Below are 12442 nucleotides of genomic sequence, written 5' to 3' on the forward strand. Positions count from 1 at the left end.
GCCGCGCGGACCTACTTTCTGCCCATGGCCCGATCCCCCGAGACCGCAGCCGGCGGCGTGTCCGACGTCTCCGCGAAGTTCATCCATGACACGACGCTGGACGCCGAGCTGGGCGCGCCGACCCCGGCCCTGTGGCAGCCCCACCGCCCGGCGCGGCCGGAGAAGTCGGAAGGCGGCCGCAAGTTCAAGCTGGTCAGCGACTACGAGCCGGCCGGCGACCAGCCGACCGCCATCGCCGAGCTCGTCGCCGGCCTGGAGGGCAAGGAGAACGACCAGGTGCTGCTGGGCGTCACCGGCTCGGGCAAGACCTTCACCATGGCCAAGGTCATCGAGGCCACCCAGCGTCCGGCCCTGATCCTGGCCCCGAACAAGACCCTGGCCGCCCAGCTCTACAGCGAGATGAAGAGCTTCTTCCCCGACAACGCGGTCGAGTATTTCGTCAGCTATTACGACTACTACCAGCCCGAGGCCTACGTGCCCCGGACCGACACCTACATCGAGAAGGACAGCTCCATAAACGAGCAGATCGACCGCATGCGCCACTCGGCGACGCGGGCGATCCTGGAGCGCGACGACGTGATCGTCGTGGCCTCGGTCAGCTGCATCTACGGCATCGGCTCGGTCGAGACCTACACGGCCATGACCTTCACCCTGGAGGTCGGCCAGACCATCAACGAGAAGCAGATGATGGCCGACCTGGTCGCCCAGCAGTACCGCCGCAACGACGCCGCCTTCGAGCGCGGCACGTTCCGCCGCCGCGGCGACACCATCGAGATCTTCCCCGCCCACTACGAGGACCGCGCCTGGCGCGTCAGCCTGTTCGGCGACGAGGTCGAGAGCATCAGCGAGTTCGACCCGCTGACCGGCAAGAAGACCGGCGACCTGGAGGCCATCAAGGTCTACGCCAACAGCCACCACGTCACCCCGCGCCCCACCCTGCGCCAGGCGATCATCAGCATCCGCGCCGAGCTCAAGGAGCGCCTGGAATGGCTGACCGCCAACGGCAAGCTGCTGGAGGCCCAGCGCCTGGAGCAGCGCACCACCTTCGACCTGGAGATGATCGAGACCACCGGCTCCTGCGCCGGCATCGAGAACTACAGCCGCTACCTGTCGGGCCGCCGGCCGGGCGAGCCGCCGCCGACCTTCTTCGAATACATCCCCGACAACGCCCTGCTGTTCACCGACGAGAGCCACCAGACGGTTCCGCAGATCGGCGCCATGTACAAGGGCGACCGCAACCGCAAATGGACCCTGGCCGAGTACGGCTTCCGCCTACCATCCGCCTTGGATAACAGACCCCTCAAGTTCGAGGAGTGGGACGCCATGCGCCCGCAGTCGGTGCACGTCAGCGCCACCCCGGCCAAGTGGGAGCTGGAGCGGGCCGGCGGCGTGTTCGCCGAGCAGGTGATCCGCCCCACCGGCCTGATCGACCCGCCGGTCGAGGTCCGCCCGGTCTCCAAGGACGGGGCCAGCCAGGTCGACGACGTGGTCGACGAGATCCGCCAGACCAAGGCCAAGGGCTACCGCACCCTGGTCACCGTCCTGACCAAGAAGATGGCCGAGGACCTGACCGAATACCTGAACGAGCAGGGCATCGCCGTGCGCTACATGCACAGCGACGTCGACACCATGGAGCGGATCGAGATCATCCGCGACCTGCGCCTGGGCATGTTCGACGTGCTGGTCGGCATCAACCTGCTGCGCGAGGGCCTGGACATCCCCGAATGCGGCCTGGTCGCCATCCTCGACGCCGACAAGGAAGGCTTCCTGCGCTCGGAGACCTCCCTGATCCAGACGATAGGCAGGGCAGCGCGCAACATCGACGGCAAGGTCATCCTCTACGCCGACCGGATCACCGGCAGCATGGAGCGGGCCATGGACGAGACCGCCCGCCGCCGCGAGAAGCAGCACGCCTACAATCTTGAGCACGGCATCACGCCCGAGAGCGTCAAGCGCGACATCAAGGACATCCTCAACAGCCCCTACGAGCGCGGCGACCGGGTGCTGGTGCCGATCGGCGGGATCGGCGAGGGCAAGGACGCCAAGCCGTTCAGCGGCGACAACTTCAAGGCCGCCCTCAAGGACCTCGAAACCAAGATGCGCGAGGCCGCCGCCAACCTGGAGTTCGAAACCGCCGCCCGCCTGCGCGACGAGATCAAGCGCATGAAGCTGCTGGACCTGGAGTTCGCCAACGAAGCCCTGACCGCCCCGGGCGAGACCGTGGACAAGGCCATGCCCAAGCGGGTGCGCCAGGAGCTGCGGGCCGAACAGGCCGAGGCGTTCAGGAAGTCGCGGCTGTAGACGCCCTCTCCCTCCCCTTTCAACCGTCATCCCGGGCCTTGTGCCCGGGACCCCTTTGTCCGCCGCGGGTGCGGGAGGGGCGGTTCGCTGGCGAACCGCTTGCGTCTCACGGTTCGGCTGAACCAGGGGTCCCGGGCACAAGGCCCGGGATGACGGTCGATAGGGTGGTGAACGCGTATCGAGCGTCGCAAAACCCCGGTTGCCCAACCGCCCCGCCGCGCTCAAGCTCCCGCCCACCACCTCAGGGGAGCCCCACGCCATGACCGCCGCCCGCATCCTGATCCTCGGCCAGAACCCGGACACCGTCGACTTCAACGCCCCCGGCATCATCCCCGGCATGACCGCCGAAAAGGTCCGCGCCGGCCTGGACGCCAGCCAGGCCAGGCTGGAGGCCCAGGGCTTCGCGGTCGACCAGCTGGAGGTCCTCCCCGACCTGGCCGCCGCCGAGGCCGCCGCCGCCGACCAGCTGACCGGCCGCGACTACGCCGTGGTCGTCATCGGCGCCGGCATCCGCAACCCGCCGCCCAGCCTGCCGCTGTTCGAGACGGTCCTGAACGCCGTGCACCGCCACGCGCCGGGCGCGCGGATCGCGTTCAACACGCGGCCGGATGATAGTGACGTGGCGGCGGGGAGATGGGTGGGGAGGTAGGGGGGCACGCAATCAAGTCGTCGAGATTGCTCAGTGACTATCGGGGCTTCCTGTATCAACTTGAGGAAGCCCCGTGATATTCACCAGTCCACTTACCTCTTCGGAGGAGGAGGCGGAGGAGGAGGCGGAGAAGGCGGAGGAGGAGGCGGCGTTGATCGCCCCGGCGTATTAGTGGCCGGACCTTTTTGGATCGGTGTAGGATCAGTTTTGGGGGCCATTTTGATAGATCCGGACCTAGATTGTCATTGGATGACATCCGCTGACGATGAACTAGTCAAGGAAATCCTCCGACAGGGAGAAACGAGGGTTTCTGTCCAAGTCGAAATGGCTAAAGCGTCAGATGCCCGAGCAATTGGATTACTTACAGCATCAGGGGCACTCGCAGCTGGTGCAGCGGCAGTACTTGGAAGCGTTGCCAAAAGTTCTAGCCCAGCTTTACTTTGGTCCCTTGCCTACGCGGTGTTCGGATTCATGATTTCGGCGACATCCGCAGCCGCGAGTGCCTGGCCAAGGTACATGCAACCTCTCGGGTGGTCTCCAAGCGATTTCAAACAAGATATCGCGGAGGTAGATCCCTAAAGGAGATTTACTGCGACCTCGCAGATTCCATAGATAGGAGATTGGACATAAATAAAAAAGTTATGGAAACATGCGGATCTTACACGAGAATATCTATTATTTCGATACCTCTATCAACATTTTTATCAATACTCATAGGAATCACGGAAATTGCAATTAGAAATCCAGAAAACGTAGGAGCGGCGTCGGCTTTTATTTCGTCCGCCGCTGTACAACTCCTTATAATCGGGAAGATCTTTTCCAGAACCGCAGATAAAGCCCCTCCCACTTAAGATACGCTGACGCACCGCTTCGATCAGCAGAGCCTTAGCATCGGCTGGCGCAGGGCCTCCCAAACTACGGGTAGTGACCGTCCGACGCCCAGTACCACGCCGCCGGCGGCGCGCTGACGGCGCGCTGACGGCAGCGTCCGCTTCCAATCCGAACGATTCACCCCCTCGAAGGGCAGGCGTCTCGCGCCCTGCCCCGTCTTACATCTCTCGTAGGCAGCAGCGTGCCGGTCTGGACAGGTCAGTCAAGGACTGGCCTGCGGCCAGCCGCGACGCGGCGGCGCGGAGCGCCGTCCTTGAGTGACCTGTCCAGACCGGCGACCGTCTCGCCGTGAGATGAAAGGCTGGCTCCCCTTCGCGAGGAAGGGGACCGGCAGGGGCCCGCCTTGACCCCCGTCCCTCCCCCTTGCGGGGAGGGTGGCCCGCGTAGCGGGTCGGGTGGGGGATCGGTGCAGGGCGTTTGGGCGGCGGTGAAGCCCCACCCACCAGCTTCGCTGGTCCCCCCTCCCCATGAAGGGGAGGGAAGGAGGACTACTTCTCGTCCGCCTCGGCGAAGAACACCTGGGGGCTGACCTCCAGCCCGCGCGCGATGCGGACGATGTTCACGAGCGCCACGTTGCGTTCGCCGCGTTCGATGCCGCCGATATAGGTGCGGTCCAGCCCGCAGATCAGCGCCAGGCCTTCCTGCGAGACGCCGGCCGTCGTGCGCAGCGCGCGGAGGCGTTCGCCGAATCGTTTCTTGATGACGGCCTCATCCGCGTCCATGGCGGCATTTGCCGCGAGACGATGCCTATGGGTCCACGGACTATGAGTATCCTCTCGACACCCAGCTCTCGCTATGCGCGACGGATTTGCTTGCCTTCAGCCACGAATGATGACTATAAGCATCCGGACTATAGGTATCCTCACTCGACGGTCGCCACCAGCTCCGCCACCCGCACCCCCAGCGTCCGGGCCAGGCCGAAGATCGTCGTGGCGCTGGGGTTGCGTTCGCCGCGTTCGAGGAAGCCGACATAGTTGCGGTGCAGGCCCGCGCGCTCGGCCAGGGCTTCCTGGCTGAGGCCCAGCGCCTTGCGATGACGGCGGATTTCGCGCCCCAGGGCGATGAGATCGTCTTTGTCGGCCACGCCGGACCGTTGCCTTGGTCGGCGTCACGTTCTACATACTGTCAGTGTGTATTTTTTCAACCGGAGGCAATGTGCGCGATGAAGCCCACCCCCGAAGCGCGGCCCGGCCCTCACCCCGTCGACGTCCATGTCGGCCGCGCCGTGCGATGGCGGCGCAAGCTGCGGGGGCTGAGCCAGCAAGCCCTGGCCGAGCGGATCGGGCTGACCTTCCAGCAGGTCCAGAAGTACGAGACCGGGACCAACCGGATCAGCGCCTCGGCCCTGCACGCCATCGCCCGGGCGCTGGAGGTGCCGGTGGCGTTCTTCTTCGACGGCCTGCCGGAGACGGTCGGCGGCGCCGGCTCCCAGGAGGGGACGGGCCGCGCGGCCGACGAAGGCCGGTCGCTGACGGCGCGGATGCTGGGCGCGCCCGGCGGCCTGGCCATGGCCGAGGCCTGGCTGGACCTGCCGCCCGGTCCGCTGCGCCACCGCCTGGCCGCCCTGGTCCAGACCACGGCGGCGGCCTTGCGCGCGCAGGATCGCGCCTCGGCGGCGTGAGGGGGAGAAGAGCTGGCGCCGCGCCCCCTTCCCTCCCCCTTGCGGGGAGGGTGGCCCGCGTAGCGGGTCGGGTGGGGGATCGGTGCAGGGCGCCGTTGGGGCGGTGAAGCCCCACCCACCAGCTTCGCTGGTCCCCCCTCCCCACAAGGGGGAGGGAAAGCGTCACCACTTCTCCCGCACGCGCCGACTTCCTAAATACCCGCCCATGATCACCCAAGCCCAGACCGACGCCGAGATCCTGGCCACCTTCGAGGTGATGGCCCAGCTGCGGCCGCACCTGACCCGCGACGCCTATGTCGCCCGGATCCGCCAGCTGATGGCCAGCGACGGGTTCCGGCTGGCCTATGTGAGCGAGGACGGCGTGGCGCGGGCCGTGGCCGGGTATCGGGTGGCCGACATGCTGCATTGCGGCCGGTTCCTCAGCGTCGACGACCTGGTCGCCGACGAGCGGGTCCGGTCCCGGGGCCACGGCAAGGCGCTGCTGGACTGGCTGAAGGCCGAGGCCCGGCGCGAGGGCTGCGGCTATCTGGAGCTGATCTCCAGCGTGGTCCGCCAGGAGGCCCACCGGTTCTATTTCCGCGAGGGCCTGGCCGTGGACGCGTTCCATTTCCGGGTGAAGCTGTAGGGGGTGGGCGGAGCCCCCTCCGTCGGCTTCGCCGACACCTCCCCCATAAAGGGGGAGGAACGGGACTTTGTCCCTACTCCCCCCGCTTCAGCCGCTCGCGATACGCCCCCGAGCTCGCCACATAGCCCTCGGCGTCGCCATAGGCCTGGAAGTCGCGATAGCGCTCGTGGCTGCCCTTGACCTTCAGGGCGTGCTTGATCGGGCACCAGTACTGCTCGGTGCGGGCGGTGACCTCGCGGGCGTAGGCGATGACGCCGTTGCCGTAGCCGCAGAACACGCAGTTGAGCTTCTGCACCAGGTTCAGATAGCCCAGCCGGTGGCGGTCGATGACCACGTAGTCCGAGCGCTTGACCCGCACGATGCCCCAGGCGGTGAAGCAGCCCAGCTGGTAGAGGCTGACGCTGAGGTCGAGGATGAACAGCGGCAGGGCCATGCCGTAGATCAGCGGCATGGTCAGCAGGGTCGGCCACGGGGTCCGCGCCAGGCCCAGGCCCTTGCGGTGGGCCTTCTGGCGGCGCAGCGCGTCGGCCTTGAAGCAGGGCTGGCCGGCGGGGTCGGTGTGGACCTCGTGCTCGTGGGCGTGGCGCGCGGCCCGGGCGGCGAAGGCGGCCTCGATCTGGGCCTCCACGGCGCGGAGGCGGTCGATCAGCTGTTCGAGGGTTTCGGCCATGGGGGCTCCGATCTGCGGGGAGCATGGGGCGAGTCGGCGGGAATAGGCCCTTTTCGCGTGGAGAGGTGTCGGCAAGTCCTCCCCCCGTGGGGGAGGTGTCGGCGCAGCCGACGGAGGGGGGAGTGATCGGCCGATGGCCGGGTCCTGACTCTTCGATCCTACAACGCCCCCCACCGATCGCTGCGCGATCGCCTCCCCCACGGGGGAGGGCCTGACTTCGCTACGGCGCCGCTTTTGCTCCACCAACTCCACAACGCTCCATTTCGAGACAAGGCCGTCGCCATGTTCGCCAAGAAGAAAGACACCGCCCCCGCCCCGGCCTTCACGCCGCTGGCCCAGAACGCGCCGACGCGGGCCGAGCCGGTCGAGCTCGCCCCGACCCCGGCCGCCGCGCCGCCGCGTCCCAGGCCGGCCTCGATGGTCGCCCAGGGCGTGGCCATCAAGGGCGAGGTGATGGGCGACGGCGAGGTGCATCTGGACTGCGTGGTCCAGGGCGACATCCGCGTGGGCAAGCTGGTCCTGGGCCCCAACGCCCGGGTCGAGGGCTCGCTGTACGCCCAGGTCATCGAGATCCACGGCAAGGTGACCGGCTCGGTCTCGGCCAAGCAGGTGCGTCTTTATGGGACGGCCGTGGTCGACGGCGACATCACCCACGAGCAGCTGGCCATGGAGAGCGGCGCCCAGTTCCAGGGCCGCAGCCTGAAGTTCCAGCGCCAGGCTCCGGCTTCCGCTCCGGCCCCCGCCGCGGGCCACGCGCCGGCCATGGCGGTCTATCCTGGCTGATCGCGCGTTCAGCTCTTGAGCGGCGCCGTCGGCGGCCCGCTCGAGCGCGGCGCGAGAGGGCATGGGGCCCTTCCGCCAGCCGCAGAGCGCGCTAGGATTTAGGCATGCGTCACCTGCTTCCGAGCCATCGCCTCCTGGTTCCGATCCTGTTGCTGGGCCCTGTCCTGCTGGGTCTGGCCGCCTGTTCGCGGACCGACGACCGGGCCGACGGGCCGGCGGCGTCGGCCAGCCAGGACGCGGCCCCGGCGGCGGGCGGGCCCACGACCCTCAAGCCGGGCCTGTGGAAGACCGTGACCCAGACCCCGTCCGGTCCCGAGGACTCGCTCAAGTGCGTGGCCGAGGGCTACGACCCCGGCGCCGAGGCGGCCCGCAAGGTCTCGCCTTGCGGCAATCCCCAGATGACCCGCACGGCCGACGGCTTCCAGCTCGACCTCGCCTGCGAGAAGAAGCACATCACCTATGTCCTGACCGGCCAGGTCCGGGGCGACTTCGTCACCACCGCCGACACCGACCTGGAACTGGTCGTCTCGGCCTTCGGACGACGCCAGACCCTGCGTGTGAAGGCGGTCAGCACCTATCAGGGCCCCTGTGAGCCGGGGGGCGATCCCGAGGGCGCGCCGGGGCGGACGGACGGCCGGAAAGCGGGTCGGGACGGGGCCCAGAATACGGGCAAGTCGACCGGTCGATAGGCGCGAAAAAGGGCGCCGGAATCCCCGTCCGGGCGAAGCTGTGGCATGCAGGACACTTAACCCGGCCGATCGCACGAACCGGCGCGAACCGGGGGAACGGCAGGGCTTGGACCCGCCTTGTATTCACGAGGGCCGGCGCCGCGTTTGGACGCCGCCCGAGGAGTGAAGACGCCATGAATGGTCCGCTCTTGACCGTTGTTCCCGACCACGCCGAGCCGGTCGAAGTCTACAATCTCAGCCGGGGCCCGGAGACCACCACCCAGCGCGTGCGGCGCCTGCAGCGCGAAGCGCGGCTGCTGGCCCGCGAGCAGATCGAGGCCATGGGCCGCGACCTGGAAGACCTGGCCCGCCGGGCCCAGGAGATCGCCGAGGGCGGCGACGCCTATGCGGTCGGCGTGCGCGAGATGTGCTCGCGCCTGGCCTCCGACCTGCCGCAGAAGTCGCAGGGCCTGCTCGCCATCCTGAACCGTTCGGGCAAGGATTAGGCGGCGATCAGGATCGAGGGCTGGACGGCTGTCGGGCTGGTCAAACCGTCACATCGGCGCGCTAGATGGCCGCCATGACCCTGCTGACCCGACGCGCCCTCACCACCGCCGCCCTGGCGGGAACCCTGACGTCCGGCGCCAGCTTCGCCGCCGCGAAGCCGCGCAAGCCGATCGTCATCGCCCACCGGGGCGCCTCGGGCCTGCGGCCGGAGCACACCCAGCCGGCCTACGACCTGGCCATCGACCAGGGCTGCGACTTCATCGAGCCCGACCTGGTCCCGACCAGGGACGGCCACCTGATCGCCCGCCACGAGAACGAGATCGGCGGCACGACCGACGTCGCCGGCCGCTCCGAGTTCGCCGACCGCAAGACGACCAAGACCATCGACGGCCAACAGGTCACCGGCTGGTTCACCGAGGACTTCACCCTGGCCGAGATCAAGACCCTGCGGGCCCGCGAACGGCTGCCGCGGCTGCGGCCCGGCAACACGAAATACGACGGCCAGGCCCAGTTGCTGACCTTCGACGAGGTGGTGGCCATCGCCAGGGCCGGGAGCCGGCGCACCGGCCGGACGATCGGGGTCTATCCCGAGATGAAGCACCCTTCCTTTTTCGCCGGCATCGGCCTGCCGGTCGAGGATCGCCTGGTCACCCTGCTCAAGAAGAACGACCTGGACTCGGCGACCGCCCCGGTCTTCGTCCAGTGCTTCGAGGTCACGCCGCTGAAGACCATCCGCGCCAGGACCAAGGCGCGGCTGGTGCTGCTGACCGCCGGCGAGGGCGGGCCGGCCGACCTGCCGAACGTGACCTATTCCCAGCTGGTCAGCCCCTCGGGCCTGAAGGAGGTCGCGCTCTACGCCGACGGCCTGGGGCCGGAGAAGATCCAGATCATCCCGCAGGACGCCGACGCCCTGCTGCCGGCCACCGCGCTGGTGAACGACGCCCACGCCGCCGGCCTGGTCGTCCACCCCTGGACCGTGCGGGCCGAGAACTATTTCCTGCCGTCCAGCTTACGCCGCGGCGACGCGGCGGCCGCCGACTACCTGTCCCAGCCGGGCGAGGTCGCCGCGGTGTTCAAGGCCCTGTACGCCGCCGGCGTCGACGGCCTGTTCAGCGACTTCCCGGGCCTGGCGGTGGCGGCGCGGGGGTAGGTCCCTTTTCAATCGTCGTGCCGGGCACAAGGCCCGGGATGACGGCGGTTGAGGAGGAGAGCTCTTGCTCCAGCCGCCGCCGGCAGGCAGCTTGCCCGTCTTCCTCGCCAGAGACGCCCCCCATGCTCCTCCGCCTCGCCGCAACGGCCGCCGTCTTCGTTCTGCTCGCCGCTCCGGCCCTGGCCGCGCCATCCGAGGGCGCCAAGCTGGACGTCATCGCCCGGGACTTCGTGCGCCTGACGCTGGAGGCCGGCGAGCGCGAGCCGGGCTATGTCGACGCCTATTACGGCCCCGCCGACTGGGCGGCCGCCGCCAAGGCCAAGCCGCGCGAGGTTCCCGCCCTGCGCGCCGAGGCCGACCGGCTGGCCGGAGCCTTGAAGGCCGTCGACGGCGCGGCCCTGAGCCCCGACGAAGTCCGCCGCCGGGCCTTCCTGGCCGGACAGGTCAAGGCCGCCCAGACCCGCCTGGCCATGCTGGCGGGCGTGAAGTTCAGCTTCCAGGACGAGGCCGAGGGCCTGTTCGGCGTGCGCCCGCCGATCAAGCCGCTGAGCGCCTACGACCCCGTCCTGGCCAGGATCGACAAGCTGTTGCCCGGCGAAGGCGACCTGGCGGGCCGCGTCGCCGCCTTCCAGGCCCGCTATACGGTCCCGACCGACCGGCTGGAGCCGGTGATGAAGGCGGCGATCGCCGAGTGCAAGGCGCGGACCCAGGCCCACATCGCCCTGCCCGCCAACGAGCGCTTCGACCTGGCCTTCGTCACCAAGAAGCCATGGGGCGGCTACAACTGGTACAAGGGCGACGCCCACAGCCTGATCGAGGTCAACACCGACCTGCCCACCCAGATCGACCGCGCGGTCGACCTGGGCTGCCACGAGGGCTATCCCGGCCACCACGTGCTCAACGCCCTGCTGGAGGAGAAGCTGACCAAGGCCAAGGGCTGGGTCGAGTTCAGCGTCTATCCGCTCTTCTCCCCGCAGTCGCTGATCGCCGAGGGCTCGGCCAACTACGGGGCCAAGCTGGCCTTCCCCGGCGAGGAGAAGGTCGCCTTCGAGCGCAAGGTGCTCTATCCGCTGGCCGGGCTGGATCCGGCCACCGCCCAGACCTACGACGCCCTGATCGACGCGAAGGCCGACCTGGCCAGCGTCCAGAACACCGTCGCCGACCTCTATCTGTCGGGAAAGATGGACAAGGAGGCCGCCGTCGCCGCCCTGGCCAAGTACGCCCTCACCTCGCGCGCCAAGGCCGAGAAGTCGCTGAGCTTCATCGAGACCTACCGAAGCTACGTGATCAACTACAACCTCGGCCAGGACATGGTCCGCGCCTATGTCGAACGGGCCGGCCCGTCGCAGGACGCCCGCTGGACGCGGATGGAGGCGGTGATCTCGCAGCCGACGACGCCGGCGGACCTGGCGAAGTAGACGACGAGGGGGACACACACTCGCTCCCAAGGCCCAGCCAGGATCTGCTAGGTCTTGCCGCGAGTGTGTGTCCCCGCCTTAGCCCGCGACCTCGCCGCGTTCATTGTCACCGGAGACAATGTTTTCGTTGCGGCGTCGAGCTTGAAACTCCAAATCCGGGCGATCAGTCCAGTCCGATCGGACCCGCCCATGACCGACAGCCCCCTGCCGCTGCGCCACTTCCTGCTCGCCCTGGCCGTGGTGGCTGTGTGGGGGACCAATTTCGTGGTCATCCGCGTGGCGCTGGACCACCTGCCGCCGCTGCTGTTCGCGACGCTGCGCTTCACCCTGGTGCTGCTGCCGATGGCGTTCTTGGTCAAGCGGCCGGCGGTGTCGTGGAAGAACCTGGCGGCCTATGGCGTGCTGATCGGGGCGGGGCAGTTCGGCCTGCTGTTCGTGGCCATGAAGGGCCACATCTCGCCGGGCCTGGCCTCGCTGGTCGTGCAGACCCAGGTGTTCTTCACCATCGGCATGGCCATGAAGATCAGCGGCGAGCGCGTGCAGCCGTTCCAGATCGTCGCCCTGCTGCTGGCGGCCTCTGGCATCGTGCTGATCGCCGCGCACGGCGGCGGCGCGGCGACGCCCCTGGGCGTGGCCCTGATCCTGGGCGCCGCCGCCAGCTGGGCCGGCGGCAATATCGTGGCGCGCCAAGCCGGCACGGTGAACATGCTGGCCTATGTGGTCTGGGCCAGCCTGTTCTCGATCCCGCCGCTGTTTCTGATGTCGCTGTGGCTGGAGGGCTGGCCGGCCATGGTGGCGGGGGTGACCCACGCCGACGCCCTGACCTGGGGCGCGGTGGCCTGGCAGGCGGTGGGCAACACCATGTTCGGCTACGCCGCCTGGGGCTGGCTGCTGGCCAGGCACCCGGCCGCCACGGTCACGCCCATGGCCCTGCTGGTGCCGGTGTTCGGCATGGGCGCCTCGGCGATCCTGCTGCACGAGAGCCTGCCGCTGTGGAAGCTGCTGGCCGCGGCGCTGGTGCTGACCGGCCTGGCGGTCAACATGCTGTGGCCCAAGGTGCGGATGCGGTTTCTGGCTCCGGTTTGAGCTGTTCCCTTTGATCCGCTCATCCCGGCATTCGCCGGGATGAGCGGATCAAAGGGAATCGGCGGATGATCGT

Annotated in this window: 13 protein-coding genes; 10 read left to right on the plus strand and 3 right to left on the minus strand. The window is 68.5% G+C overall.

Annotated features, from left to right (window positions below):
• The first annotated feature begins 24 nt into the window (after positions 1 to 24).
• Entirely contained in the window at positions 25 to 2301 is a 2277-nt protein-coding gene (gene uvrB / locus ASD21_RS00795; RefSeq protein ID WP_056435310.1) for an excinuclease ABC subunit UvrB, read from the plus strand.
• A 259-nt stretch (positions 2302 to 2560) separates the two neighbouring features.
• Positions 2561 to 2950 carry a hypothetical protein gene (locus ASD21_RS00800; protein WP_056435313.1) on the plus strand — a complete coding sequence of 130 codons (390 nt, stop codon included), beginning with the start codon at positions 2561 to 2563 and terminating at the stop codon, positions 2948 to 2950.
• A 1379-nt stretch (positions 2951 to 4329) separates the two neighbouring features.
• On the opposite strand, the gene ASD21_RS00805 is transcribed toward ASD21_RS00800, so the two are convergent.
• Positions 4330 to 4563, minus strand: a complete 234-nt coding sequence (locus tag ASD21_RS00805; protein ID WP_056435316.1) for a helix-turn-helix domain-containing protein — start codon at positions 4561 to 4563, stop codon at positions 4330 to 4332.
• A gap of 140 nt (positions 4564 to 4703) precedes the next feature.
• Complete coding sequence (locus ASD21_RS00810) at positions 4704 to 4925, minus strand: helix-turn-helix domain-containing protein (protein WP_056435318.1); 222 nt, start codon at positions 4923 to 4925, stop codon at positions 4704 to 4706.
• A 78-nt stretch (positions 4926 to 5003) separates the two neighbouring features.
• Between ASD21_RS00810 and ASD21_RS00815 the strand changes: the two genes are divergently transcribed.
• The gene (locus tag ASD21_RS00815) at positions 5004 to 5462 is read left to right on the plus strand and encodes a helix-turn-helix domain-containing protein (protein WP_056435321.1); all 459 of its coding nucleotides are present in this window, start codon (positions 5004 to 5006) and stop codon (positions 5460 to 5462) included.
• Between the two features lie 205 nt (positions 5463 to 5667).
• Positions 5668 to 6087, plus strand: a complete 420-nt coding sequence (locus tag ASD21_RS00820; protein ID WP_056435324.1) for a GNAT family N-acetyltransferase — start codon at positions 5668 to 5670, stop codon at positions 6085 to 6087.
• Between the two features lie 73 nt (positions 6088 to 6160).
• Here the strand turns inward: ASD21_RS00820 and ASD21_RS00825 are convergent, their stop codons facing one another.
• Positions 6161 to 6757 carry a hypothetical protein gene (locus ASD21_RS00825; RefSeq protein ID WP_056435326.1) on the minus strand — a complete coding sequence of 199 codons (597 nt, stop codon included), beginning with the start codon at positions 6755 to 6757 and terminating at the stop codon, positions 6161 to 6163.
• Positions 6758 to 7039: 282 nt separating this feature from the next.
• On the opposite strand from ASD21_RS00825, the gene ASD21_RS00830 reads away from it, so the two are divergent.
• From ASD21_RS00830 to ASD21_RS00855, 6 genes are all read left to right on the plus strand, one after another.
• Positions 7040 to 7540 carry a bactofilin family protein gene (locus tag ASD21_RS00830; protein WP_056435329.1) on the plus strand — a complete coding sequence of 167 codons (501 nt, stop codon included), beginning with the start codon at positions 7040 to 7042 and terminating at the stop codon, positions 7538 to 7540.
• Positions 7541 to 7644: 104 nt separating this feature from the next.
• A complete protein-coding gene (locus ASD21_RS00835) occupies positions 7645 to 8229 on the plus strand; it encodes a hypothetical protein (protein WP_056435332.1) in 585 nt (194 codons plus the stop codon).
• A 188-nt stretch (positions 8230 to 8417) separates the two neighbouring features.
• Positions 8418 to 8714, plus strand: coding sequence for a hypothetical protein (locus ASD21_RS00840; protein WP_235524816.1), 297 nt, complete (start codon positions 8418 to 8420; stop codon positions 8712 to 8714).
• 65 nt (positions 8715 to 8779) lie between these two features.
• The gene (locus ASD21_RS00845) at positions 8780 to 9865 is read left to right on the plus strand and encodes a glycerophosphodiester phosphodiesterase (RefSeq protein ID WP_082554577.1); all 1086 of its coding nucleotides are present in this window, start codon (positions 8780 to 8782) and stop codon (positions 9863 to 9865) included.
• Between the two features lie 122 nt (positions 9866 to 9987).
• Positions 9988 to 11283: a hypothetical protein gene (locus tag ASD21_RS00850; protein ID WP_056435339.1), complete on the plus strand. Its 1296-nt coding sequence runs from the start codon at positions 9988 to 9990 to the stop codon at positions 11281 to 11283.
• A gap of 189 nt (positions 11284 to 11472) precedes the next feature.
• On the plus strand, positions 11473 to 12369 hold the full coding sequence (locus tag ASD21_RS00855) for an EamA family transporter (RefSeq protein ID WP_056435341.1): 897 nt from the start codon (positions 11473 to 11475) through the stop codon (positions 12367 to 12369).
• The last annotated feature ends 73 nt before the right edge of the window (positions 12370 to 12442 follow it).

It is taken from the genome of Caulobacter sp. Root1455 (assembly GCF_001426905.1).
Lineage (GTDB): Bacteria > Pseudomonadota > Alphaproteobacteria > Caulobacterales > Caulobacteraceae > Caulobacter.

Coding starts and splice junctions, on each gene's coding strand:
- uvrB (WP_056435310.1), top strand. CDS start 25: ATGGCCCGATCCCCCGAGACCGCAGCCGGCGGCGTGTCCGACGTCTCC.
- ASD21_RS00800 (WP_056435313.1), top strand. CDS start 2,561: ATGACCGCCGCCCGCATCCTGATCCTCGGCCAGAACCCGGACACCGTC.
- ASD21_RS00805 (WP_056435316.1), bottom strand. CDS start 4,563: ATGGACGCGGATGAGGCCGTCATCAAGAAACGATTCGGCGAACGCCTC.
- ASD21_RS00815 (WP_056435321.1), top strand. CDS start 5,004: ATGAAGCCCACCCCCGAAGCGCGGCCCGGCCCTCACCCCGTCGACGTC.
- ASD21_RS00820 (WP_056435324.1), top strand. CDS start 5,668: ATGATCACCCAAGCCCAGACCGACGCCGAGATCCTGGCCACCTTCGAG.
- ASD21_RS00825 (WP_056435326.1), bottom strand. CDS start 6,757: ATGGCCGAAACCCTCGAACAGCTGATCGACCGCCTCCGCGCCGTGGAG.
- ASD21_RS00830 (WP_056435329.1), top strand. CDS start 7,040: ATGTTCGCCAAGAAGAAAGACACCGCCCCCGCCCCGGCCTTCACGCCG.
- ASD21_RS00835 (WP_056435332.1), top strand. CDS start 7,645: ATGCGTCACCTGCTTCCGAGCCATCGCCTCCTGGTTCCGATCCTGTTG.
- ASD21_RS00845 (WP_082554577.1), top strand. CDS start 8,780: ATGGCCGCCATGACCCTGCTGACCCGACGCGCCCTCACCACCGCCGCC.
- ASD21_RS00850 (WP_056435339.1), top strand. CDS start 9,988: ATGCTCCTCCGCCTCGCCGCAACGGCCGCCGTCTTCGTTCTGCTCGCC.
- ASD21_RS00855 (WP_056435341.1), top strand. CDS start 11,473: ATGACCGACAGCCCCCTGCCGCTGCGCCACTTCCTGCTCGCCCTGGCC.